Raw genomic sequence first — 24,626 nt, 5'->3', positions numbered from 1 at the left:
CGCGCATGATCTCCGGGATCTCCTCACTCGGCTTCTCGAGCCGGGCCATCAGCTCGCGCAGCCCCTCATAGCCCTGCGCCGCCACGATCCCGAGCTCGCTCAGCGCCGCCCGCAGCGCGTTCGCGGCCATCGTCCGCTGCCGAACCAGCAGCGCGCGGGTGCCGTGAACCGCCAGCGCCGCCTGCTGCGCGACGCTCTTCACCGCCACAAAGCGCATCGTCGGCCGGCTCACCGCCTCGCAGATCGCCTCCGCGTCCCGGCCATCGTTCTTGTTGCGCTTCACATAAGGCTTCACATAGGCCGGCGGCATCAGCTTGACTTCGTGGCCGTACTTCCCGATCACCCGTGCCCAATGATGCGCGCTGCCACAGGCCTCCATGCCCACCAGGCACGGCGGCAACTGCGCAAAAAACTTCTCCACGGCGGCCCGCCGAAGTTGCCGCCTCAGCACCACAGCTCCCGCCGCATCAACCCCGTGAACTTGAAACACGTTCTTCGCCAAGTCCAAACCAATCGTGCTAATCTTCGTCATGGACGGTCCCCTTGTCTGGTCGAATCAACATCACCAGTCTGGCACACTGATGCCGTTGGGGGCCGTCCACCCCATCTTTGCGAGGAGCCAACGGGTCCGGCCTCTGGCCGGCCCGATGATAAACTCCGCGACGAAGCAATCCACGCCGCTGCGAACGGATAGATGGATTGCTTCGCTTCGCTCGCAATGACGGTTTACGCGCCTTCACTCCGCCCCGTACCGTCATTCAGCCAGCACGCCACCTGATGCCCCACGCCCGCTTCCTTCAGCATCGGCCGTTCAGTCTTGCAGCGATCCATCGCGTAGCGGCAGCGGGTGTGGAAGGCGCAGCCGGAGGGTGGGTTGATCGGGCTCGGCACGTCGCCGTCGATCAGCGGCGTCAGCCGCTTGGCCTTGGGGTCGGCGATCGGCACCGAGGCGAGCAGCGCCTGGGTGTAGGGATGGCGCGGGTTGGCGAACAGTTCGCGCTTGTCGGCGATCTCGACGATGCGACCGAGATACATCACGGCGACGCGATGGCTGATATGGGCGACCACCGCGAGGTCGTGCGCGATGAACAGATAGGAAAAGTTCTGCTTGCGCTGCAGGTCGATCAACAGATTGATCACCTGCGCCTGGATCGAGACGTCGAGCGCGGAGACCGGCTCGTCGCAGACGATCAGCCGCGGCCCGAGCGACAGCGCGCGTGCGATGCAGATGCGCTGGCGCTGGCCGCCGGAGAACTGATGCGGAAAGTTCTTCATCTGGTCGGGCCGCAGCCCGACCTGCTGGAACAGCTCCGCGACGCGCTCCTGCTTCTTCGCACCGGTCGCGAGGCCATGCACGGTCAAGGGCTCGCCGACGATATCGCCCGCCGTCATGCGCGGATTGAGCGAGGCGAACGGATCCTGGAACACGATCTGCATCGAGCGGCGGTACGGCCGCAGCGCGGTCTTGCTGAGCGGCGCGATGTCCTCGCCGTCGAGCTTGATCGCGCCGCTGGTCGGCTCGACCAGGCGCAACACGGTGCGCGCCACCGTCGACTTGCCGCAGCCGGATTCGCCGACCAGGCCGAGCGTCTCGCCCGTACCGAGCGCGAAGCTGACGCCGTCGACCGCATGCACGGTGCCGATCTGCCGGCGCAGCACGCCGCCGCGCACCGCGTAATGCTTGACGAGATCGGTGACCTCGAGGAGCGGGCGCTGTTCGGTCATGACGCCTCCGCCAATTCGCCGGCGCGCCAGCACGCCGCCCAGTGATTGCTCTTGACCTCGCCGAGTGGCGGGTACTCCTGGCGACAGCGGTCGACCGCGAGCTTGCAGCGCGGCGCAAACGCGCAGCCGGGCGGCAGCTTGGTCAGCGACGGCACCATGCCGGGAATTTCGGTCAGCCGCTCGTCGGTCTTGGCGCCGAGCGCGATCACCGCCGGCATCGAGGCCATCAGCCCGCGCGTATAGGGATGCAGCGGGGTCTCGAACAGCGCCTCGACGGTGGCTTCCTCGACCTTCTTGCCGGCATACATCACGATCACCCGCTGCGCGGTCTGCGCGACCACGCCGAGGTCGTGGGTGATCAGGATCAGGCCGGTGCCGAGCCGCTTTTGCAGGTCGACGATCAGCGCCAGGATCTGCGCCTGGATGGTGACGTCGAGCGCGGTGGTCGGCTCGTCGGCGATCAAGAGCGCCGGCCGGCAGGCCAGCGCCATTGCGATCATCGCGCGCTGGCGCATGCCGCCGGAGAGCTGGTGCGGATATTCGTGGGCGCGCCGCTCCGGTTCGGGGATGCGCACCAGCCGCAACATGTCGACGGCCTGCTTCCAGGCCTCCTTGCTGCTGACGTTCTGATGCAGCCGCACCGCCTCGATGATCTGGTCGCCGATCCGCATCACCGGGTTGAGCGAGGTCATCGGCTCCTGGAAAATCATCGAGATGCGGTTGCCCCTGATGTCGCGCATCGCGGCATCGTCGAGCTTCAGGAGGTCGGTGCCTTCGAGCATCACCGAGCCGCCGACGATGCGGCCGGGCGGATCCGGCACCAGGCGCATGATCGACAGCGCGCTGACGCTCTTGCCGCAGCCGGATTCGCCGACGATCGCCAGCGTCTCGCCGCGGCGGACCGAGAACGAGACGTCGTCGACCGCGCGGAACAGGCCGGAATTGGTGAAGAACACCGTTTGCAGGTTCTTCACATCGAGAACCATATCTGCCGTGGTAGCCTCGCTCATCAGCCGCGCTGCCTCGGATCGAGAATGTCGCGCAGTGCGTCACCGAACAGATTGGTGCCGAACACCGCGAGGCTGATGGCGATGCCCGGGAAGATCACCAGCCACGGCGCGGTGCGGACATATTCGGCGGCGGATTCCGACAGCATGCGGCCCCAGGACGGATAGGGCTCGGGAATGCCGAGGCCGAGGAACGAGAGCGACGCTTCGGTCAAAATGGTCGAGCCGAGCTGCGCGGTGGCCAGCACGATCAGCGGCGCGATGGTGTTCGGCAGCACGTGGCGCAGCGCGATCCGCATCTCGCTCATGCCGATCGATTTGGCGGCCTCGACGAAGGGCTGCTCGCGCAGCGCCAGCGTGTTGGCACGGATCACGCGGGCAACGGTCGGGATCAGGGGGATTGCGATCGCCAGGATCACGTTCGGCAGCGACGGGCCGAGCGCCGCGGTCATCACAAGCGCGAGCACCAAAAGCGGCAGCGATTGCAGGATGTCGGTGACCCGCTGGAACAGGAGATCGACCCAGCCGGAGAGATAGCCGGAGGTGAGCCCGACGATCACGCCGAGCGTCGCACCCAATGTCGTCGAGCCGATGCCGACCGCGAGCGAGATCCGCGCGCCATGGATGATCCGGCTCCAGACGTCGCGGCCGAAGGAATCGGTGCCGAACCAGTGCAGCGCCGAGGGCGGCGCCAGCCGGTGCGCGGAATCGACGCTGAGCGGGTCGTAGCGGCTGATCAGGTCGGCGAACAGCGCGGTGCAGACGAACAGCACCATGATGATCAGGCCGATCGTGCCGAGCACATGGCGCTGCGCCAGGAACGCAAACCGCCCCCAGCCGCTGGTGGCGTTGGCCCCGGCCCGTCGCAGTTCGCTCTCGAAATTGATCGTGGCCACGTGAAGCTAGCTTTCTTGCTCGACGATCGCGGAACTTTCCTCTCCCTCGCCCCGCTTGCGGGGAGAGGGTCGGGGTGAGGGGGGCTCTCCGCGAGGACGGTGTTCAGTGAGCGCGCGGAGACTCCCCCTCACCCGGATCGCATCTGCGATGCGACATAGCCGAAGCTTTGTTTCGGCGTTCTTCTCAACGGCCGCCGACGGCGGCCTATGCCTCTCCCCGCAAGCGGGGCGAGGTGAGACCGGAGCTCGGACTTCGACCAACGTTGTCATGTCAGTCTCCAAACCGGATCCGCGGATCGATCGCGGCATAGAGCATGTCGACGATGAAATTCACCACCACCACGACGACGGCGATGAACATCACGAGGTTCTGCACGATCGGATAGTCGCGCCAGCGCAACGCTTCGACCAGGAAGCGGGCGATGCCGGGAATGTTGAACACGGTCTCGGTGACGATCAGGCCGCCGATCAGGAACGCGGCCTCGATGCCGATCACGGTGATGACAGGCAGCACCGCGTTCTTCAGCGCGTGGTGGTAGTTCACCGAGGCCTCGGAGGCGCCCTTGGCGCGCGCGGTGCGGATATAGTCCTGGCGCAGGATCTCCAGCATCGAGGAGCGCGTGATGCGCATGGTCAGCGCCGCGCTGCGGAAGCCGACCGCGGCCGCCGGCACGGCATAGATACTGAACGCCTCGAACCAGGTTCGCGGGTTCGGATTGAAGATCGGCATGGTGCCGAACAGCGAGACCGAGGCCATCAGGATCAACAGGCCGAGCCAGAACGACGGCAGCGACAATCCGCTGAGGCTGACGACGCGCAGCGCGTAATCGAGCTTGGAGCCCTGGTGCACGGCGCTGATGACGCCGAGCGGTATCCCGATCGAGGCGGAGAACAGCAGCGCCAGCCCGGCGAGCCGCGCGGTGATCGGAATCCGCGGCAAGATCTCCTGCAGCGCCGGCTTCTCCGAGACATAGGAATAGCCGAGATCGCCGTGCAGCAGGCCGCCGATCCAGTTGAGATACTGGATCACGATCGGCTGGCTGAGGCCGAGCTCGCGCTCGAGATTGGCCTTGTCGGCGGGATCGACGAAGCCGGCAGCGTCGAACAGGATGTCGACGATGTTGCCGGGCACGACCCGCAGCAGCACGAAGATGATGACCGAGATCCCGAACAGGGTCACGAGCATCAGAAACAGCCGCCGGACGATATAGGCAAACACCCTGGCTCTTCTCCCTGACCCGTAGCTTGCTTGACGCGCTCTCTTGACGCGAACCGGTCTTCCACTTCGCTCGAAAGCGCGCTCGGGCCTCGACTACTTGTCGAGCCAGACGTCCTCGTATCGATAGCCGTTATAGGAGCTGTTTGACATTACCGTGATGTTCTTGACGTAAGGCTGCCAGCAGGTTCCGGTCCGGGCATGGAAGATGATCGGACGGGCGACGTCCTCCTGCAGCTTCTTGTCGATGTCCCAGACCAGCTTCTTGCGCTTCTCGACGTCGGTCTCCTCCGACTGCTGGTCGAACAGCTTTTCGATGTCCTTGTTGCAGTAGTTGGTGTAGTTCCGCTCCGAGCCGCAGGCGTAGTTCTCGTAGAACGACTGGTCGGGCTCGTCGACGGCATTGCCGGTCAAATTAAGGCCGAGCGAATAGTCCTTGCGCGCAACCTTCGGGAACCACTGCGCGGTGTCGACCACGTCGAGCTCGGCGTCGATATAGATGCTCTTGATCTGGTCGATCAAGATGATCGCGGGATCGCGGTAGACCGCGATGTTGCGGGTCGACACTTTGAGCTGCAGGTGCTTGTCGGGGCCATAGCCCGCCTTCTGCATCAGCTTGCGGGCTTCCTCGCGGTTCTTCTCGATGTTGGGGCCGTAACCGGGGATCGATTCCAGCATCTCCTTCGGCATCGCCCACAAGCCCTGCGGCGCCGGCTCCATGGTTCCGCCGATGTCGCCCTGGCCTTCGAACATGATCTGGATGAACGCCTTGCGGTCGAGCGCCAGCGCCAGCGCGCGGCGGATGTCGATATTGTCGAACGGCGGCGCGCTCGAATTGATGATGATGTTGGTGGAGACGTTGTTCGGTTCCACCACGCAGACGGCATTGGGCGCCTGCGACTTGACGTCCTTGAGCAGCGGGATCGAGACCTCGGTCGGGAACGTCATGTCGAACTTGCCGGAGACGAAGCCGAGGATCGCGGTGGAGCGATTCGGGATGATGGTGAACTCGATGCCGTCGAGATAGGGCAGGCCCTTCTTGAAGTAATCCGGGTTCTTGGTCAGCTTGATCGACTCGTTGGCCTTGAACTCGACGAACTTGAACGGACCGGTGCCGACCGGCTTGGTGCGCATCTCCGCCGGCGACACGTGGCAGGGATAGACCGGCGTATAGCCCGAGGCGAGCAGCGACGGCAGCGCCGGCTGCGGCCGCTTCAGCTTGAACGAGGCCTCATAGTCGCCGTTGGTGGTGACCTCGTCGACCTGGTCGTACCAGGATTTGCGCGGGTTCTGCCGGAACTTTTGCTGCGACTTGCCCATCAGCATGTCGAAGGTGCATTTGACGTCGGCCGCGGTGAACGGCTTGCCGTCATGCCATTTCACGTCGTTGCGCAGCTTGAAGGTCAGGGTCTTGTTGTCGCCGCTCCAGGCCCAACTCTCCGCCAGCTCGGGCCGGATCGTCTTGGCGCTGTTCTGCGCGATATGCTGGTCGAAGATGACGAGGTTGTTGAAGATCGGCATGAACGGAACGTTCAGCGAATAGGTCGCACCCTCGTGGATCGAGGCGCTGCCGGGACTGTCGCGGTGATAGATCCTGAAGATGCCGCCGGATTTCGGCTCGCCGTTCGCATATGAAACGTCGCTGATCGCCAGAACAGACACCACCGCGACGGCCAGCGCTTGCACGCTCCGCATAGTCCCCTCCACACAACTCGGTCTCAATGGCCGATTGGCATTGACGATACCATGGTGAGCCCGCCGGGCAACCGGCGAGGGTCGCGCAGGGATTGGCAATTCGGATGACGCGCCAGAGCAAAAATTTCCATGGTCCGGGAATAGTGTGGTGAGGCACGGAACTCGCGGTTTGTTTTGCTATGCAGCGATGAGTTTCCTTGCCGTGATGAGCGACAGTTTGTCGCTTGATCTGATCTCTCCAGCGCACTCCCGTCATCCCGAGGTGCGAGCCCTTGCGAGCCTCGAAGGATGCACGGCCCGGCTGGTGGCCGATTCATCCTTCGAGGCTCGCCCAGCGGCGCAATTGCGCCGCAAGGCTCGCACCTCAGGATGACGGAACGACATGCTCGCCCTCACTCCGCCGCCTGCGATGACGGCGGCGTCACGCTCGCGACGCCGTCGGCGTCGGTGGCGGAGATGGTGGTGCGGATCATCAGGCGGCCCTCATGCGCCGGCCAGGGGCGGCCGCGATGCATGGTGGCGCGGTTGTCCCACATCACGACATCGCCCTGCTTCCACTGATGCAGATAGGTGGTGCCGGGCGCGGTGGCGGCCTCGGTCAGTTCCTCGATCAGCGCCTGGCCTTGCTCGGCACCCATGCCCTCGACGCCGTAGGCGTGGGAGGCGAGATAGAGCGCGCCGCGGCCGTTGACCGGATTGCGCCATACCATGCGCCAGCACACCGGCGGCAGCGCATCGACCTCCTCGGGTGTCGCAAGCCCGGTCGCGACCTTGCTGCGCGAATGCGCGTAGGAGTGCCAGGCGAAGCAATTCTCCAGCCGCTTTGCCTGCGCGGCGTCGAGCCGCTCGAACGCCAGCCGCATCGAGGCGAATTCGGTCTCGCCGCCATGCTCGGGGATGATGCGCGCCGAGAGGATCGAAGTCAGCGCCGGCGTCCGCTTGAACGAGGAATCGGTGTGCCAGAGCTGGTTGGCCCTGGCGCGCAGCTGCTGGCGGTGATCCGACGGCACCACCTTGCCGTCGGGCCCGAAGGTCGAGAGGATCACGAAATGCGAGCCGGTGCCCATCGAGCCGACCTTGGTCACCTCGGGCGGACCGAAGCGGCGCGAGAAGGCGAGCTGGATGTCGTCGCTGACGTCCTGGCCGCGGAACACCAGCACCGAATGTTCCTCGAACGCCGCGCGTACCGCAGCATAGGCGGCATCACTGGCGGCGACATCGGCGAGCGTGACGCCGCGCAGTTCGGCGCCGAAACCCGGACCAAGCGGGATCACATCCATCGGCGGGTCCTCCCATTCTTGTCGTTCTGTGGCGAGCTTATGGGAAAGGCCGGACGGCGACAATGCGCGCGCCCGTCGGGTCCGGCATGCAGCAGGCCGCGAGGCTGTGCCCCCGGCCCGGGACGCGGACCAGCGTCACCCCATCGCGATCAGGTTGCGCCGCTCGCGGCGTTTGGCGGCCTCGAGGCGATGGGTGACGAGCGCAAAGATCGCCCAGCTGGTGTGAAAGGCAACGCCCGCCAGAATGACGATGTCGCCCGGTATCGGCCCGATGGCCGCGCGTTGCGCAACCTCGGAGAGCGCGGTCAGAGGCCCGGGATGGATCGCGAGCTTGCCGTAATAGGCGATGGCCTGGATCGCGAAGATCCAGCCATAGGTCCGCCGCAGCCGCCGCCCGATCGCGCGGGCATAGCTGATGTGATAGCTCGGATGGCGATAGTCGTTGGCGAGCAGCTCGGTCCAGCGCCCGTTCGGCGACAGGCTTTCGCCGCGGATCATCGGTGCGTAGAAATCGGTTTCGAGAAGCCGCGCGCGGGCGCGCCAGACGTTGAAGTAGCGGTAGCGCCGCGCCTCGAACAGCAGGAACACGGTGACCAGGAGGCCGACCAGCACCATCGGCAGCGGCGATGCCTCCGCGTTGCTGTAGGTCGCCGACAGCGCGATCCCGGTGGTCACCACCGCCCAGTTGGTCGAGCTGTCGAGGCGGGTGCGCCAGACCGTGGAGCGGTAGATCTCGCCGCGATAGAGATGGGCGAGCGCCCCGATCTCGGCGGCGGTGAATTCGAGCCTTCGGGCCGCTAAGGGCTCCGGCTCGCGCGGCTGGGGCGACGGCATGGCGGCCTCCGGCGATGCAGGCTTGCGATTGCGGAGCATAACGCGAAATCCGCGCCATGGGCCAGTCCGTTGCGGCCTGCCGCATCGGTCCGGCGTGCCGCACCGCCGCGCTCACACGATCCGCGAGGTCTTGTTGCCCCAGTAGCGGTCGCGCAGCAGACGCTTGTAGAGCTTGCCGGTCGGCAGCCGCGGCAGCTCGGCCTCGAAATCGACCGAGCGCGGCACCTTCTGCCGCGACAGCGACTGTGCGCAGAACGCGATCAGCTCCTCGGCGAGATCGGGCCCGGGCGCGACACCGTCGACCGGCTGCACCACCGCCTTCACTTCTTCGCCAAGATCGACGTTGGGCACGCCGAACACCGCGGCGTCGGCGACCTTGGGATGGGTGATCAGCAAGTTCTCGCACTCCTGCGGATAGATGTTCACGCCGCCGGAGATGATCATGAAGGTGGCGCGGTCGGTGAGGTAGAGAAAATTGTCGTCGTCGATGTAGCCGACATCGCCGACCGTGCTCATGCTGCCGTCCGGCGAGCGCGCTTCCGATGTCTTGGCGGGGTCGTTGAAATATTCGAACGGCGAACCGGTCTTGAACCACACCGTGCCCGGCGTGCCGTTCGGGCACGGCTTGAGATTCTCGTCTAGGATATGCAGGTCGCCGAGCAGGACCTTGCCGACGGTGCCGCGATGCGCCAGCCATTCCTCGCTGTTGCAGGCGGTGAAGCCGAGGCCTTCGGTGGCGCCGTAATATTCGTGGATGATCGGGCCCCACCATTTGATCATGTCGTCCTTGACCAGCGCCGGGCAGGGGGCGGCGGCATGGATCGCGATCTCCAGCGACGATAAATCGTAGCGGCGGCGCACCTCCTCGGGCAGCTTCAGCATGCGCGAGAACATGGTCGGCACCAGCTGGGTGTGGGTGATGCCCCATTGCTGCACGAGCTGCAGGTAACGCTCGGGATCAAAGCTCTCCATGATGATGACGGTGCCGCCCATCCGGATCGTGAGGTTGACCGCGGCCTGCGGCGCCGAATGGTAGAGCGGCGCCGGCGAGAGATAGACCATGCCTTCGCGGTAGTGCCAGAGCTTGATCAGGAAATCGAACAGCGGCAGGTTCTGTACCGGCGGCTGCTCTGGCAGCGGCCGCACGATGCCCTTGGGCCGGCCGGTGGTGCCGGAGGAATACAGCATCGCGGTGCCCAGCGCCTCGTCGGCGATCGGCGTCGACGGCAGGCCGGCGGTCGCCTGCGTCAGGCCGACGATACGTTCGCTCTCGCCGTCGCCGTCGACCACGATGCAGAGCTCGACCTGCGGACACTCCTTCAGCGCCTCGCGCGCGACGTCGAGCTTCAGCTGCGAGGTGATCAGGATCCGCGACTGGCTGTTGGTCAGGATGTAGGCGAGCTCGCCCGGCGTGAGGAACGAATTGACGCAGGTGAAGTAGAGGCCGGCGCGCTCGCCGGCGCCGCAGGCTTCGAGATAGCGGTCGTTGTTCTCCATGAAGATCGAATAGTGATCGAGCCGCTTCATGCCGCGCCGGCGGAACAGATGCGCGAGGCGGTTGTTGCGCGCCTCGAGCTCGCGATAGGTGACGATCTCGCCGCTGCCGGCCATGATGAAGGCGGGTTGCAGCGGGCGCAAATGAGCATGCTTGCCGGTGTACATCGAACCTCAGATCCCCGTTGATCATGATGTGACGACGCGATCACATCATGATCGCATCTCCTGTTTGATCGCTCCGGATAGCCGTTCCCGCGGTCCGAATCATGCGTCAGGCCGCTATCACCAGAATTTCCCGGACCTGGGCCGGGCCGTCGATCCGGCGCGGATTGCGCGGCACCCAGGGGGTGCGCATCGCTTGCGCCGCGATGCGGTCGAAATGCTCGGGGCCGACGTGCACGTCCCGCAAGGTGCGCGGCATGCCGAGCTCGCGGATGAAGCGGTCGAGCACGTCGCCGGCGTCCTCGCCCGGATGACCCATCGCGGCCGAGACCAGCGCCTGGCGGTCGGCATTGTCGCGCTTGTTCCAGCGAAGCACCGCCGGCAGCATCACGCAGGAGGTGTAGCCGTGCGGCACGTCGAACTCGGCGCCGAGCACATAGCCGATGCCGTGGCTCGCGCCCATCGGCACGCCCGAGGCCAGCGGGCCGGTCGAGAGCCAGGTGCCGATCTGGCAATCCATCCGCGCGGAAATGTCCTTCGGGTCGGCCTTTACCCGCGGCAGACCCTGCGCCAGCATCTCCAGCCCCTTCAGCGCCTGGGCGTCGCCGTAAGGATGCGCCTCGCGCGAGCAGATGCCCTCGACGCAATGGTCGACGGCGCGGATACCGGTCGACAGGAACAGCCAGTCCGGTGTGTGCACCGAGATTTCAGGATCGAGGATGGTGGCGCGCGGCATCACCAGCGGATGGCGCAGCATCTCCTTCTGCCGCTTGGCCTCGTTGGTGACGCCGGCGATCGAGGAGAACTCGCCGCCGGCGATCGTGGTCGGCACGCTGATCTGGCGCACGGTGGGCGGCTTCATCTCCGGCGCAACGCCGCCACGGGTGCGGATCAAGTCGATGCCGTCGCTCGTGGTGACGTCGTTGGCGAGGCAGAGCTGCACCGCCTTGGCGCCGTCGGTGATCGAGCCGCCGCCGATGGTGACGATCAAATCGGCCTGCGCGTCGCGGGCCTGCGCGGTGGCCGCGATGACCGCGGCGCGCGGCGTGTGCGCCGGCATCTGGTCGAAGGTGCCGACGCAGCGGCTGCCGAGCGCCTGGCGGATTTTCTCGATCTCGTCGGTCTCGCGGTTCAGCGTCCCCGACACCATCAGGAAGGCGCGCTGCGCGCCGAGCCGGTCCAACTGCTCGACCACGGCCTCGCGAGCCGGGTGCCCGAACACGACCTCGTCCATGGCGCCGAAGATGACACGGCCTCGATGCACGCGCCCGTCCTCCCTTGACTGCGCCGCCTTGCCGGCGGCCTTGGCGGGCAGGTTAGCGGAGGAAAGCGGGGCCGTCATCAGGGGTGTGCGGGGGTGGGGGTATTGGTGTTGGCCTGATTCAAGTGTCAAGCGGCTAGCTCGGTGTCATCACCCGCGCATGCGGGTGATCCAGTATTCCAGAGGCAGCAGTGCTTGAATCGATGAGCTGCGGCGTACTGGATCGCCCGGTCCATGTGCGCAATCGCGCACAGGCCGGGCGATGACAGTTGTGGAGGGAGGACGCAGCCCTGCATACCCGCGACGTGATTTGTCCGAGTTTAGTTTTGTCGCGCTACTCGTCCGCGCATTTCGTCGCGCGTTGCGGCGCGCGGCGTGCTACAGCTTGGCGACATCTGGGGAAGCACGGCATGACATCATCGGTTGATCTCGCGAAGCTGCACATCGACGACTTCGCTGCGCACACGGACAGCATCTTCGAGCTGCAGGCGGCGGACGGCGTCGTGCCCTTGAAACTGGCCAAGGTCGATCCCGCCGGCAACAGCGGACGGCCAGGCGGCGCGTTCTCGCTGTTGTTCGCAGCACCCAGGGGACAATGGCTGCCGCAGGCGATCTACCCGGTGCAGCATCCGGCGCTGGGCGTGATGGAGATTTTCCTGGTGCCGATCGGGCCGCTCGCGGACGGCAACGGCTATCAGGCGGTCTTCACCTGAGGTTGGGCCGCTTCCAGCGCATCAAATCGTAGACGCCCTTGTCCTCCTCGACTGCAAAGCCGAGGCGGCGGTAGAGCCGCATCGCCGGATTGAGTTTCTCGACATGGATCGAGACGTCCTTGCCGGCGGCCGCCGCCTCGTCCATCACATCGCGCAACACCGCTTCGCCATGACCTCTGCCGCGATGCTCCGGAAGGAAGGCGATGTCGATGATGCGGTGCTGGCTCGGCCAGCGCTCGATATAGAAGCGGCCGATATCCTGGCCGGCGTGGGCCGTCACCAGCCAGTCGGCCTCGGGATAATACTTCTGATAGTGCGCGTGTTGCCCGCGAAACTGGTCGTGGAGGAATGCCATCTTCTGCGCATCGCTCCAATCCGTGACGGCCAGTTCCTCGATTCGGGTCGAGACGTACACCCGTGCCAGAAACGGCAGGTCGGTATCGACGATCGGGCGGAATGTCAGGCCAGCGTCCGCCGCACGCGCCCAGCCAAACGGAACCGCAGCGACGGACGCTTCCATGATCGAAGGCCAATCAGCCGCGCGGCGGGAAAACGCCTTGCAGCGCAATGTTGAAATAGAAGGTCAGATACGGCTGCATGTTGTTGTGCGGCTGATTGCCGCCGGCGGGGCTGATGGCTTGCGGTGCCAAGGATACAAGGCTGCTCGCCGCGCCCCATGCGTTGCCGCCATTGGATCGAGCCAGGGACGCGCCGGACGGGTTGAAATGATCGGAGGGATCGCTGCCGTACGCCTTGAATTGATGCGAGTGCGAGGGAATTTCGGACTCAAGCAAGGTTACAGTATCCGACCCGCCGGTTTCCCCGAGGTCATGCAGCGACAGGCCCGGGCCCTGGCCGGGGTGCATCGGCGCGCGGCCCTGCAGGTCGGGCAGCGCGAAGTTGCTCTTGCCGTTGCCGCCGTAGGTGGTGCCAAGCAGGGAGAATAGCGCGGTGTTCTGCGAGATCGGCAAGAGCTGGCCGTCGCACCATGCCCAGCCCGTGGGTGCGAAATTGAACGGAAAGATGCGGATCTCCGCGACGAACGGGTCGGCCATTGTCGGCTCCTAGGTCTGGCTCGGAAAAATGCCAAACAGTGAAATGATGAAATCGACGCACAGATAGGGTTGGAAATTGCTATGCGGCTGGCTGCCTCCGGTCGCCGTGACGGCCTGCGGACTGCAGTTGGTATCCGGATCGCTGGCAAAATACAGTTGGCTGACCAGGCCCGTTGACGGCAGGTCACTCTGGACGTTGGGCGAGTTTGCCGCGTTGGTCGAGGCAACGAGCGGGTGAGTATGCGCAGGTATTTGCTGCACCGTCAGCGTGATCTCCTCGGCGCCGCCGGTCTCGGCCATGACGAAGCCGTTGCCCTGATGGAGCGGCAGGCGTCCGCGCAGGTCCGGAAGCGCGAAGGTCGACTGGCCGTCGCCGCCATAGGTCGTGCCAATCAACTGAAACAGCGTCTCGTTTTCGCTGATCGGCAGCAATTGCCCTTCGCAGAACATCCAGCCGGCCGGCGCGAAGTTGCCGGCAAACATGCGAATCTCGCCAACATAAGGCTGTGCCATGAGTGCGTTTCCTCAGTTCGGCGAGGGGAAGATGCCCTGAAGGGCGATGCAGAAGAGGACCGTCAGGAACGGTTGCAGGTTGAGATGCGCCTGACTGCCGCCGGTGTTCGCCAAATCACCCGCGTTGAGCGGGGTCAGGTTGGTGATCGTATTGGTATAATAGTTGATGGGATTGGTACCGACCGCAGTCGTGCCCCTTGCGAGCACGTTGCCGGCGGGCGCGACGGAGCTCGCGTTTGCAGTCGAGCCTTGAAACACGTGCATGTGCGCCGGCATTTCCGCGATCGATATTGTGTGGGCCTGCTCGCCGCCGCGCCCGCCGAGCGCGTTGCCGCCGCCGACATGGATCGGAACGCACCCGCGCAAATCGGGCAACGCAAAATTCACCCGCCCGTCGCCGCCGAATGTCGTACCGAGCAGCGAAAACAGCCCCTGATTCTGATTGATGGGAAGCAACTGCCCGTTGCACTGCGCCCATCCCTTGGGCGCGAAGTTGAACGACATTATGCGGATCTCGGAAAGAAACGGGTCAGCCATCGGTCCTCCGCCAAATACGATTTAAATTCTGCAAAAACACGAGACAGCGACGCCGTATCGATAACGTGCGCACGATAGCGTGTTTTACGGCTAGTGCAACCTCAACGATAGCATGGTCGCTGCAATTTTTTTCGCGCCTCGCGATTTTGCCCGGCCGTGACGCGCGCGAGTTAGAACGACGTGAAGAGTGGATTGGAGCCCGGCTCTGATTCACTCAGAGCCGGGCAACGTGCTAGAAGAAGAAGTCTCCGGCGTCGATCGAATGCACGGACACGTTTTTCAGGAAGATCGCATCACCGCCGGGAATGCCGATGGTGACGCCGCCCGCAACCTCGGTGACGGCGAGCTCGGCGAAAGTCAGGCCGCGTCCGTGCAGGTCGATATGATCGTGCTCCGCGGTATCGGCGTTGTCGGCGTTGAAGTCGGTGATGGTGTCGAGGCCGTTGCCGCTCACGCGATAGTTGAACACGTCGTTGCCGCCCGCACCGGTAAAGGTATCGTCGGCGGCAGTGCCGGTGAAGGTGTTGGCGAGTGCGTTGCCGGTGCCCTGATGCGAGAAGTTGCCGACAAAGGTCAGCTTTTCGACGTTGGCCGGCAGGGTGTAAGAGACCAGGAAAGTCTGCACCTCGTCGGTGCCTTCGTTGGCGAACTCGAACACGGTGTCCGTCTTGGACTGGACCGCGTAGATGTCGTCGCCCTTGCCGCCTTGCAGCGTGGTGAGGCCGCCGCCGTCGATCAGCGTATCGTTGCCGTCCAGCCCGACCAGATAATCGTTGCCGGCGCCGCCGGTCAGCACGTTGTTCAGGGCGTTGCCGACGCCGATGAAGTCGTTGTTTCCAACGTGGGTCAGATCGTTGTCGGTGGCTTCGAGCGTGTAGTTGGAGACGTTGGTCGCGATCACGAGCGTCGGTGCCGGCGCGGGAGCCGCGACCGTGACCGGCGTCGAGGGATTCGGAAGCGCCGCCAGCGCCGCGGTGACGTCGGCGTGGTCGGCCAGCCGCCGCTCGCCATCGGCCAGGTTGACGTACATCAGGTCGTTGGCGGTCGTCGGATCGGTGGTGTCGGGAAGGCCGAGCACGTGACCGAGTTCGTGGACCACGGCGGTCAGGAGGTCGAGATGGCCCGCCGCTGCGCTGGTCGGATCGGTCTGCAAATCGGTCGTGGACCCGTTCACGGCATGGGTGAATTCCGAGTTGTCGTTCGGCGTCGGGTCGACGAACCAGCCATGGCCGGCGCCGTCGTCATCGATGGTGATGTGCCCCGGGGTCTGCTCGCCGGCAATATTGCCGCCGAGGTCGGCCACGCTGAAGGTGGTGGCGAGCATTGCATCGAACTGGGCCTGCGTTGCGCCGGCGTGCATCCACTGGGCGATCGCTGCCGCGACGACGGTATCGAGTTGAGTCTGGGTGAGATGGGTCTCGCCCGGCGTCGGCGTGGAGGCGGTGACGCCACCGCCCGCCGCCAGTATCGGCGTCGGGATGGCGCCGGTGGTCCCGAACGGGCTGCCGACATTGACGGTGATGACGCCGGTGCCGGCGGCCGTATTGCCCTTGGTGGCCGTCACCCAGTTCTGAATGTCGGAGACCGTGGAGCCGTTGCCCGCGAAGTCCTGAAGCAGGAACGTGTTGCCCGACATATTTTGCAGGCGGTAGTCGGCCGTATAGGTCGCGCCTGCGCCATTGTGGACGTCATTGTTGAACATGTTGAGACGAAGCGTCGTGGCGCTGCCGCCGCCGCTGATGCCGGCAATGACTGCAATCTGCTGCAGGCCCTGACCGGTCGTGTCGGTGCCGGTCAAATGGTTGTTGTCGATGGTGGCATTGATGACCGCATTGCCCTGCCCCGACTGGACGTGAATTCCTCGCTGATAGTTGCCGGTAATGGTGTTGTTCTCGATCAGGACGGTGCCGGTGCCGCCGGTTGCGCCGACACCTTGCACGTCGACCGACACGGCGTCGGTACCCGGACCGGCGATGTGGGTAATCGTGTTGTCACGGATCTTGCCGGTCGAGGTGCCGCCGGCGGAGGCGTGCGTGACCTTGATCGCAACGCTGCCGGTTCCGAGCGAGGTATTGTTGTGAATGTCGTAGGTGATGATGCCGGTGCCGGTTTCACCGATGACGACCATCGCCGTGTTGAAGTTGTTGGATGCCAGCGATCCGCCGGAGGTGACGCCGGAGATATCGGCGTTCATCTTTCCGTTGGTTCCTCCCGCCGTTGCCTGCACGGCCGTGCCGCCGGTGACGAAGGTGTTCTGGCCGCTCGTGTTGTTGACGATCAGGCTGAAATTGCCGCCGGTGTCGGAGTTGACCGACAGGTGGTCGCCGGCAAACGGCCCGGTCTGGTTGTTCCAGGTGGTCCCTGAAACGGTGAGCTGGTCAGGCGTGCCCGCGAAGTTCGTGGCGGTGTCGTTGTTGACGTGGAACTGGATCGTGTTCGAGTTCGAGAACGTGGTGCCCGTGATCGACGAGGTGCCGAGCAGGTTGTGAAGTTCGAAACCGTTGAAATTCGCCTGATCGTTGTCGGCGCCGCCGCCCGAGAAGACGCCGCCCGTGATGGTCAGATTGGTGATGTTGTTGCCGTTCACGCCATGACCGACCGAGCCGGTCGCATGCATGTTGGTCAATGTCAGATTGGTGACGCTGCTGGCGTCGATCCAGTTCGAGTTGTCGTTGCCGGCGTTGTTTGCGCCGGCGTCGGTGATGTTCATGTTCGCGAGGGTGATGCCGCGCGTCGACGACAGGCTGATGGAGTCGCCGGTGGTGTTCTGGATGGTGCCGCCCGAACCGGTGGTCGAGCCGGTGCCGGTCACCGTCAGACCGCCGCTGGTGCCGGTGTTGTTCAGCACGATGCCGTTAGCCGCGCCGTTGGCGCTGATGTCCTGGAAGGTGAGGCCGCTGGCGCCGATCGTGGTACCGGTGACGTTGAGCGCGGTGCCGGTGGTGCTGGTGATGTGATTGGTCCCGGTGACGTTGACGGTGCCGCCGCCGGTGGCGGCGAAGCCGCTCGAGGCGCCGGTGCTCAGCGTCATGCCGCCGGTGAAGTTGATCGTGCTGCCGGTGTTGCCCGAGAGCGATACGCCGCCGCCGGCGTCGGCGCCGTCGGTGATGGCGCCGGAGAAGGCAACCGTGCCGCCGGTGTGGCTGGCGACCGAGACCGACGATCCGGTGCCGTCACCGATCGTGCCGGCATAGCTGATGTTGCCGGTGCCGCCGTTGACGTCGAACTCCGAGGTGGTGTGGCCCGACAGCGTGCCGCCGGTGGTGGTGAAGCTGCCGGTCAGGGCGCCGCCGAGCTGGACGCCGAAGGCGCCGCCCGACGAGCTCACCGTGCCGAGCGAGACGTTGAGCGCGCCGCCCTGGTCGATGTCGACGGCCTGGCCGGAGCCGGTGATCGACATCTGGTCGATGGTCAGATTGCCGACCGAGTTGTTGCCGTCATCGAGGCCGGTGGTGCCCGAAGCGGTCGTGATGTTGATGCCGTGGATGGTGTTGTTCTGGGCGAGATCGATGCCCTGGTCGGCGGCGGTGGTGACGTTGATGGTCGGCCGCGCGCCGCTCGAGGTTTCGATCTGGATCGCCGGGCCGCCGAACGGATCGGGCAACGACAGCGCCTGGTCGTCGCCGAGCAGGGTCTGGCCGTCCTTGAGGTTGATGCCCTCGCCGGTATAGGTGCCGGCCTTCAGGTAGATGATGTCGTTGACGCCCGGCCCGCTCGAGATGTTGAACTCGTGGATGTCGGTGAACGGGTTGGCCTGCGAGCCGCGCGGCGCGGTGGCATCGGTGATGGTCTGGGCCTGATCGATGAACCAGACCTGCTGGGTGACGCCGACCTGGATCACGTCGGTGTCGGTGATCGGGCCGCCGGTGCCGGTGTGGCCGTGGTCGTTGGTCGCCATCGTGATGGTCGTGGTCGACGACCCGGTGGCGCCGTCGGCCGCGGTGTAGGTCACGGTGCCGGCGAGCGAGGCGTTGATCTGCGCGATCGTGCCGGTCAGCGTGACGACGCCGGTGCCGTTGCCGGTGATGGCGGCGCCGCCGCCGACCGCGGCGATGTTGACGATGCCGCCGCCGGCCGAGGTCAGCGTCGTGGTGATGTCGTTGCCGCCTGCGGCGTCGACGTCGGAGATCGAGAGGCCGGTGATGTTGTGGCTGGAGCCCGACATCAAGGTGAAGCTCGCCGGCACGCCGTTGTTGACCGGCGCGTCGTCGACCGCGGTGACGTTGATGGTGTGGGCCGAGCCGGCGCTCTGATGGTTCGCCGCCTGGCCGTCGTCGACCGTGAAGGTCACGGTGCGCGCCAGGGTCGAGGGGTTGTCGCTGTTGTCGTTATACGTGACGGAGCGCAGCGCGGTCTCGTAGTTCGCCACCGTGTCGGTGCCGGTCAAGGTCAGCGTGCCGGTGGCCGCATTGAACGAGCCGGTGATGTTGGCGGTGTTGGTGAAGGCGAGCAGGTCCTCGCCGTTGACGTAGTTGGCGCTGATCTGCACCGTCGCGCTGGAGAGCGTCGCGGTGTCGACGTCGGTGACGGTCAGCGCGGATGCGACCGCGGTCGGGCCCTGGTTCTCGGTAAAGGCCAGGGTGCCGGTGGCGTTGACGGAAGGCGCGTCGTTGACCGGTATCACGTGGATGGTCGAGGTCGAGGTGTTGCTGTTCAGCGAGCCGTCGTTGACCGTGAAGCTGACGGTGCGATCGAGCCCGGACGGGTTGTCGCTGGAGTTGAAATAGGTGACGGAGTCGAGCGCGGCCTTGTAGTTGGCGACGCTCGAGGAGCCCGACAGCGTCAGCGTGCCGGTCGCGGCGTTGAACACGCCGGTGATGCCGTTCTGGTTGGTGAAGCCCAGCACGTCCTGGCCGTTGGCGTAGTTGCCGGTGATCTGCACGGTCGCGCTGGACAAGTTGGCGCTGTCGACGTCGGTGACGTTGACGCTGACATCGATCGCGGTGGCGACCTGGTTCTCGATGTAGTTCAGCGTGCCGCCGGCGGTGGTCGCCGGGGCATCGTTGACCGGCGTGACATTGATGGTGCCGGTGACGGGTGTCGACGTCGCCGCGCCGTCATTGGCGACGAACGTCACGGTTCGCGCCAGCCCTGACGGGTTCTCGCTGGTGTTCTGATAGGTCACCGCGGCCAGCGCCGCCTGATAGTTGGCGACGGTATCGGTGCCGGACAGCGTCAGCGTGCCGGTGGCGGCATTGAACGAGCCGGTGATGTTGGCGGTGTTGACGAAGGCGAGGACGTCCTGGCCGTTGGCGTAGTTGCCGGTGATCTGGATCGTCGCGCCGGTCAGCGTGGTGTTGTCGACGTCGGACACGGTGATCGCCGGGTCGATTGCGGTCGCGGCCTGGTTCTCGGTGTAGCTCAGGACATGGCCGGCGACGACCTGAGGCGGATCGTTGACCGGCGTGACGTTGATGGTGCCGGTGACCGGCGAGCTGTCGAGCGTGCCGTCATTGGCAATGATCGTGACCGTGCGCGCCGCTGCTGACGGATTGTCGCTGCTGTTGAAGTAGGTCACCGAGGCGAGCGCGGCCTGGTAGTTCGCGACCGTGTCGGTGCCGGTCAGCGTCAGGGTGCCGGTGGCGGCGTTGAACGAGCCGGTGATGGTGGCGGTGTTGGTGAAGGCGAGGACGTCCTGGCCGTTGACGTAGCCGCCGGTGATCTGCACCGTGGCATGCGTCAGGTTGGCGTTGTCGGAATCGGTGACCGTGATCGCCGGATCGAACGCGGTGGCGGCCTGGTTCTCGGTGTAATTCAGCGTATGGCCGGCGGTGACGACCGGGGCCGCATCGATCACGACGCCGATGGTAAAGGTCTGCTGGCTGTGCAGCGTGCCGTCGCTGGACTGCACCGTGATGTCGTAGGACCCGTCGGCGAGATGGATCTTGGAGGGATCGGCGACCGTGACCTTCCCGGTGGTCGGATCGATCGTGAAGCCGCCGCCCGAGGTGTCGCCGACCAGCGAATAGGTGACGTTGGGCCCGTTGATATCGGTCGAGAACGCGGTGATCCCGACCGAGGCGCCGACCGGCGCGCTGACCGCGACCTGGTTGGCGCCGCCATCGCTGTCGACCGGGGTCGACGGCGCAACGTCGGTGACGGCGATGACGAAGGCCTGCGAGCTCGTCAGCGTGCCGTCGCTGGCCTGCACGGTCACGGTGTAGCTGCCGCCCGAGGATTCGTAGTCGACCTTGGTGTCGTCGGCGATGGAGATGACGCCGGTGGTGGCATTGATGGTGAAGGCGCCGCCGGAGGTGTCGCCGGTCAGCGAATAGGTCACGGCCGGTCCGTTGACATCGGTGGCGGATGCCGTGATGCCGACGGTGGTGCCGTTGGCCGCACCCTCGACAACGGTGTTGGTGGCGACATCGGCGTCGACCGGGGTCGACGGCGCGACGTCGGCGACGTTGATGGTGAAGGTCTGCGAGCTCGTCAGCGTGCCGTCGCTGGCCTGCGCGGTGACGGAGTAGCTGTGGCCGCCGCCGGAGCTCTCGAAGTCGATCTTCGTGGGATCGGCGACGGTGATGACGCCGGTGGTGGCATTGATGGCGAAGCCGCCGCCCGAGGTGTCGCCGGTCAGCGACCAGGTGACGGCCGGCCCGTTGACGTCGGTCGCGGACGCCGTGACGCCGACGGTGGTGCCGGCTGCCGCGCCTTCGGCAACTGAATTGGCAGTGGCATCGCCGTCGACCGGGATCGATGGCGCGACGTCGGTGACGGCGATGGTAAAGGTCTGCGAGCTCGTCAGCGTGCCGTCGCTGGCCTGCGCGGTGACGGTGTAGCTGCCGCCCGAGGTTTCGTAGTCGATCTTGGTGCTGTCGGCGACGGTGATGACGCCGGTCGCGGCGTTGATGGTGAAGCCGCCGCCGGAGGTGTCGCCGATCAGCGAATAGGTCACGGCCGGGCCGTTGACGTCGACGGCGGATGCGACGATGCCGACGGTGGAGCCGTTGGCGGCGCCTTCGGCGATTGAATTGGCCGCGCCGTCGCTGTCGACCGGGGTCGTCGGTGCGACGTCGGCAACGCCGATGGTGAAGGTCTGCGAGCTCGCGAGCGTGCCGTCGCTGGCCTGCACGGTGACGGCGTAGGCGTGGCCCGCTGCGGTCTCGTAATCGAGCTTGGTGGAATCGGCGACGGTGACGACGCCGGTGGCGGCATTGATGGTGAAGCCGCCGCCGGAGGTGTCGCCGATCAGCGAATAGGTCACGCCCGGGCCGTTGACGTCGATCGAGGACGCGGTGACGCCGACGGTCGAGCCGTTGGCCGCGCCCTCCGCAATGCTGTTGGTGGCGACGTCGCTGTCGACCGGGACCGACGGGGCGGCATCGGTGACGGCGATGGTGAAGCTCTGCGAGCTCGTCAGCGTGCCGTCGCTGGCCTGCGCCGTCACGGCGTAGCTGTGGCCGGGCGCGGTGCTCTCGTAGTCGAGCTTGGTCGGATCGGCGACGGTGATGACGCCGGTGGCGGCATTGATGGTGAAGCCACCGCCCGAGGTGTCGCCGATCAGCGACCAGGTGACGGCCGGGCCGTTGATGTCGGTCGAGGACGCCGTGACGCCGACGCTGGTGCCGGCAGCCGCGCCTTCGCTGACCGAGTTGGCGGTGGCGTCGCTGTCGACCGGGACCGACGGCGCGATGTCGCCGACCGCGATGGTGAAGGTCTGCGAGCTCGCCAGCGTGCCGTCGCTGGCCTGTGCGGTCACGGTGTAGCTGTGGCCGGCGGTCTCATAATTGATCTTGGAGGGATCGGAGACGGTGATGACGCCGGTCGTGGCGTTGATGGTGAAGCCGCCGCCGGAGGTGTCGCCGGTCAGCGAATAGGTGACGGCCGGGCCGTTGACGTCGGTCGAGGACGCCGTGATGCCGACCGTGGTTCCGGCCGCGGCGCCCTCGATGACCGAATTGGCGGTGACGTCGCTGTCGACCGGGGTCGACGGCGCGGCGTCGGCGACCGCAATCGAGAAGCTCTGCGTCGTGACGTCGGCGCCGCTGGTGGCCTGCACGGTGATGCCGTAGGCGTGCCCTGCGGCGGTTTCATAGTCGATCTTGGTCGGATCGGCGACCGTGACGACGCCGGTGCTGGCATTGATGGTGAAGCCGCCGCCGGAGGTGTCTCCGATCAGGGCATAAACCGTCGCCGGTCCGTTCGGATCGACCGCGGACGCGGTGATGCCGACCGTGGTGCCGGCGGCGGCGCCTTCGGTGACGGTGTTGGCCGCGGCATCGGCGTCGACCGGCGTCGTGATCGATACGTTGCTGACGGCGATGGTGAAACTCTGCGAACTCGTCAGCGTGCCGTCGCTGGCCTGCGCGGTCACGGTGTAGGTGTGGCCGGGCGCGGTGCTCTCATAGTCGATCTTGGTCGGATCGGCGACGGTGATGACGCCGGTGGTGGCATTGATGGTGAAACCGCCGCCGGAGCTGTCCGATGTCAGCGACCAGGTCACGGCCGGGCCGTTGATGTCGGTCGAGGACGCCGTGATGCCGACGGCGGTGCCGGCGGCCGCGCCTTCCGCCACCGTGTTGGCGGCGGCATTGCTGTCGACCGGCGCCGACGGCGCGACGTCGGTGACGGCAATGGTGAAGTTCTGCGAGCTGGTCAGCGTGCCGTCGCTGGCCTGCGCGGTCACCGTGTAGGCGTGGCCGGGCGCGGTTTCGAAGTCGATCTTGCTGGGATCGGCGACCGTGATGACGCCGGTGGTCGGGTTGATGGTGAATGCGCCGCCCGCGCTGTTGGTCAGCGACCAGGTCAGCGCGCCGCCATTGACGTCGGTCGACGCTGCGGTGATGCCGACGACGGTGCCGGCGGCCGCGCCTTCGACCACGGTATTGGGGGCCGCGTTGCTGTCGGTCGGCGTCGACGGCGCGGCGTCGCCGATCGCGATAGTGAAGCTCTGGGTGCTCGTCAGCGTGCCGTCGCTGGCCTGCGCCGTGATGGTGTAGCTGTGGCCGGGCGCGCTCTCATAGTCGATCTTGCTGGGGTCGGCGACGGTGACGACGCCGGTATTGGGATCGATCTTGAAGGCGCCGCCCGCGTTGTCGGTCAGCGAATAGGTCACCGTGCCGCCGCTGATGTCGTCCGCATGCACGGTCACGCCGACGGTCGTGTTGACGACGGCGCCCTCGGTGACGGTGTTGGTCGCGGCGTCGCTGTCGCCGGGCGCCGGCGGCGCGACGTCGTAGACGCCGATGCTGAAGCTCTCCGAGCTGACGCCGCCATGGCCGTCGCTGGCCTGGACCGTGATGACATAGAAATGGCCCGGCGCGGACTCGAAATCGATCTTGGTGGGATCGGCGACGGTAACGATGCCGGTGTTGGCATCGATCGTGAACCCGCCGTTGGAGGAATCCGCCGTGAGCGAATAGGTGACGGCCGGGCCGTTCACGTCGAACGAGAATGCGTTGATGCCGGCCACGGTGCCGGCGGCGGCGCCTTCATATACGGCGGCGGTGTCGCCGGTGAAGCTGTCGATCGGTGTCGACGGCGGCGCGTTGGTGACGGCGATCGAGAAAGTCTGCGACGAGACGAAGATGCCGTCAGTGGCGCGTACGGTGATGCCGTAGCTGCCGCCGGAGCTCTCGAAATCGAGCTTGGTCGGATCGGCGACGGTGACGACGCCGGTGTGCGAATCGATCTTGAAGGCGCCGCCCGCGTCGTTGGTCAGCGAATAGGTGATCGGAAAGCCGATCAGGCTGCTGGCGTGCGCGGTGATATTGACCGAGGTATTGGCAGCGGCGCCTTCGACGACCGTGTTGGTGCCGGAATTGGTGTCGGTCGGCGGCGACAGGAAGCCGGGGATCGGCGGAAACAGCGTGCCGGGAGGGCAACCGATATAGAGATACTGCAGACCATACGTGTCGGCGAACGCCTGAGCGACCGGATCCAGGATGATATGACCGGTCGGATCGAGGTGAAGTTCCGGGCGCGTGAAACCACCGATTGTAAAGGCGGGTATGGTCGTCATGAAGCGCTCCTGCAACCGGCGTGAAGGCCGGTCCTAATTACAATTGTCGGGAAAGCGGACGTGTGAACTCGTTCACACCTTGGGGTTGATTAGCCGCGACCAGAGACCGCATGGGGTCGTGCGCGAAATGAGAAAACCGCACCGAGCGCGCAGCTGTGCTGTCAGCAAGATCAAATGCGCTTGCCATTTACGTAGTCGCCTTCACATACTCACGCCGCGACTAAGCCCAGCAAATGTTCAAGAAAAATGCGGCGGCCGAGAAATTTTACCC

Annotated in this window: 16 protein-coding genes; 1 reads left to right on the top strand and 15 read right to left on the bottom strand. The window is 65.6% G+C overall.

The features are described from left to right. The 10 genes from CI41S_RS10045 to CI41S_RS10000 form a co-directional block, all read right to left on the bottom strand. Positions 1–532, bottom strand: a 532-nt coding sequence (locus tag CI41S_RS10045; protein ID WP_139858793.1) for an IS110 family RNA-guided transposase, incomplete at its 3' end; no start/stop codon positions are given. Positions 533–726: 194 nt separating this feature from the next. Continuing rightward, the gene (locus tag CI41S_RS10040; protein ID WP_139858792.1) at positions 727–1,725 is read right to left on the bottom strand and encodes an ABC transporter ATP-binding protein; all 999 of its coding nucleotides are present in this window, start codon (positions 1,723–1,725) and stop codon (positions 727–729) included. Further along, the gene (locus tag CI41S_RS10035) at positions 1,722–2,735 is read right to left on the bottom strand and encodes an ABC transporter ATP-binding protein (protein WP_139858791.1); all 1,014 of its coding nucleotides are present in this window, start codon (positions 2,733–2,735) and stop codon (positions 1,722–1,724) included. Before CI41S_RS10035 ends, CI41S_RS10040 begins: the two co-directional genes overlap by 4 nt. Beyond that, on the bottom strand, positions 2,735–3,628 hold the full coding sequence (locus CI41S_RS10030; RefSeq protein WP_139858790.1) for an ABC transporter permease: 894 nt from the start codon (positions 3,626–3,628) through the stop codon (positions 2,735–2,737). Before CI41S_RS10030 ends, CI41S_RS10035 begins: the two co-directional genes overlap by 1 nt. Positions 3,629–3,899: 271 nt before the next feature. Further along, complete coding sequence (locus tag CI41S_RS10025) at positions 3,900–4,847, bottom strand: ABC transporter permease (RefSeq protein WP_139479775.1); 948 nt, start codon at positions 4,845–4,847, stop codon at positions 3,900–3,902. Positions 4,848–4,940: 93 nt separating this feature from the next. Continuing rightward, positions 4,941–6,539 (bottom strand): ABC transporter substrate-binding protein, encoded by a 1,599-nt coding sequence (locus CI41S_RS10020; RefSeq protein ID WP_139858789.1) that lies wholly within the window; start codon positions 6,537–6,539, stop codon positions 4,941–4,943. Between the two features lie 392 nt (positions 6,540–6,931). Further along, the gene (locus CI41S_RS10015; RefSeq protein ID WP_139479773.1) at positions 6,932–7,819 is read right to left on the bottom strand and encodes a TauD/TfdA dioxygenase family protein; all 888 of its coding nucleotides are present in this window, start codon (positions 7,817–7,819) and stop codon (positions 6,932–6,934) included. Between the two features lie 135 nt (positions 7,820–7,954). Further along, positions 7,955–8,653, bottom strand: a complete 699-nt coding sequence (locus CI41S_RS10010) for a DUF2270 domain-containing protein (protein ID WP_244626460.1) — start codon at positions 8,651–8,653, stop codon at positions 7,955–7,957. 111 nt (positions 8,654–8,764) lie between these two features. Beyond that, the gene (locus CI41S_RS10005) at positions 8,765–10,315 is read right to left on the bottom strand and encodes an AMP-binding protein (RefSeq protein WP_139858787.1); all 1,551 of its coding nucleotides are present in this window, start codon (positions 10,313–10,315) and stop codon (positions 8,765–8,767) included. A gap of 106 nt (positions 10,316–10,421) precedes the next feature. After that, positions 10,422–11,576 carry an iron-containing alcohol dehydrogenase gene (locus tag CI41S_RS10000; protein WP_172627977.1) on the bottom strand — a complete coding sequence of 385 codons (1,155 nt, stop codon included), beginning with the start codon at positions 11,574–11,576 and terminating at the stop codon, positions 10,422–10,424. 407 nt (positions 11,577–11,983) lie between these two features. Between CI41S_RS10000 and CI41S_RS09995 the strand changes: the two genes are divergently transcribed. Then, positions 11,984–12,286: a DUF6916 family protein gene (locus CI41S_RS09995; RefSeq protein ID WP_139479770.1), complete on the top strand. Its 303-nt coding sequence runs from the start codon at positions 11,984–11,986 to the stop codon at positions 12,284–12,286. Here CI41S_RS09995 and CI41S_RS09990 read toward each other — a convergent pair. From CI41S_RS09990 to CI41S_RS09970, 5 genes are all read right to left on the bottom strand, one after another. After that, positions 12,279–12,806 carry a GNAT family N-acetyltransferase gene (locus CI41S_RS09990; RefSeq protein WP_139858786.1) on the bottom strand — a complete coding sequence of 176 codons (528 nt, stop codon included), beginning with the start codon at positions 12,804–12,806 and terminating at the stop codon, positions 12,279–12,281. The genes CI41S_RS09995 and CI41S_RS09990 overlap by 8 nt on opposite strands. 13 nt (positions 12,807–12,819) lie before the next feature. After that, positions 12,820–13,341 (bottom strand): phage tail protein, encoded by a 522-nt coding sequence (locus CI41S_RS09985; protein ID WP_139479768.1) that lies wholly within the window; start codon positions 13,339–13,341, stop codon positions 12,820–12,822. A 9-nt stretch (positions 13,342–13,350) separates the two neighbouring features. Beyond that, positions 13,351–13,854: a phage tail protein gene (locus CI41S_RS09980; protein WP_139858785.1), complete on the bottom strand. Its 504-nt coding sequence runs from the start codon at positions 13,852–13,854 to the stop codon at positions 13,351–13,353. Positions 13,855–13,866: 12 nt separating this feature from the next. Next, positions 13,867–14,391 carry a phage tail protein gene (locus tag CI41S_RS09975; RefSeq protein WP_139479766.1) on the bottom strand — a complete coding sequence of 175 codons (525 nt, stop codon included), beginning with the start codon at positions 14,389–14,391 and terminating at the stop codon, positions 13,867–13,869. Positions 14,392–14,623: 232 nt separating this feature from the next. Further along, positions 14,624–24,355, bottom strand: coding sequence for a cadherin repeat domain-containing protein (locus CI41S_RS09970; RefSeq protein WP_139858784.1), 9,732 nt, complete (start codon positions 24,353–24,355; stop codon positions 14,624–14,626). Positions 24,356–24,626: the final 271 nt, after the last annotated feature.

The sequence above is a fragment of the Bradyrhizobium ivorense genome (genome assembly GCF_900696085.1).
GTDB classification, from domain to species: Bacteria; Pseudomonadota; Alphaproteobacteria; order Rhizobiales; family Xanthobacteraceae; genus Bradyrhizobium; species Bradyrhizobium ivorense.
Note: the sequence above shows the minus strand (reverse complement) of the source record. Positions and strands in the feature narration are given on the sequence as shown.

Bases quoted from the DNA above. Each gene is read 5' to 3' on its own strand.
- CI41S_RS10040 (WP_139858792.1), bottom strand. From the start codon at position 1,725: ATGACCGAACAGCGCCCGCTCCTCGAGGTCACCGATCTCGTCAAGCAT.
- CI41S_RS10035 (WP_139858791.1), bottom strand. From the start codon at position 2,735: ATGAGCGAGGCTACCACGGCAGATATGGTTCTCGATGTGAAGAACCTG.
- CI41S_RS10020 (WP_139858789.1), bottom strand. From the start codon at position 6,539: ATGCGGAGCGTGCAAGCGCTGGCCGTCGCGGTGGTGTCTGTTCTGGCG.
- CI41S_RS10015 (WP_139479773.1), bottom strand. From the start codon at position 7,819: ATGGATGTGATCCCGCTTGGTCCGGGTTTCGGCGCCGAACTGCGCGGC.
- CI41S_RS10010 (WP_244626460.1), bottom strand. From the start codon at position 8,653: ATGCCGTCGCCCCAGCCGCGCGAGCCGGAGCCCTTAGCGGCCCGAAGG.
- CI41S_RS10005 (WP_139858787.1), bottom strand. From the start codon at position 10,315: ATGTACACCGGCAAGCATGCTCATTTGCGCCCGCTGCAACCCGCCTTC.
- CI41S_RS09995 (WP_139479770.1), top strand. From the start codon at position 11,984: ATGACATCATCGGTTGATCTCGCGAAGCTGCACATCGACGACTTCGCT.
- CI41S_RS09990 (WP_139858786.1), bottom strand. From the start codon at position 12,806: ATGGAAGCGTCCGTCGCTGCGGTTCCGTTTGGCTGGGCGCGTGCGGCG.
- CI41S_RS09985 (WP_139479768.1), bottom strand. From the start codon at position 13,341: ATGGCCGACCCGTTCGTCGCGGAGATCCGCATCTTTCCGTTCAATTTC.
- CI41S_RS09980 (WP_139858785.1), bottom strand. From the start codon at position 13,854: ATGGCACAGCCTTATGTTGGCGAGATTCGCATGTTTGCCGGCAACTTC.
- CI41S_RS09975 (WP_139479766.1), bottom strand. From the start codon at position 14,391: ATGGCTGACCCGTTTCTTTCCGAGATCCGCATAATGTCGTTCAACTTC.
- CI41S_RS09970 (WP_139858784.1), bottom strand. From the start codon at position 24,355: ATGACGACCATACCCGCCTTTACAATCGGTGGTTTCACGCGCCCGGAA.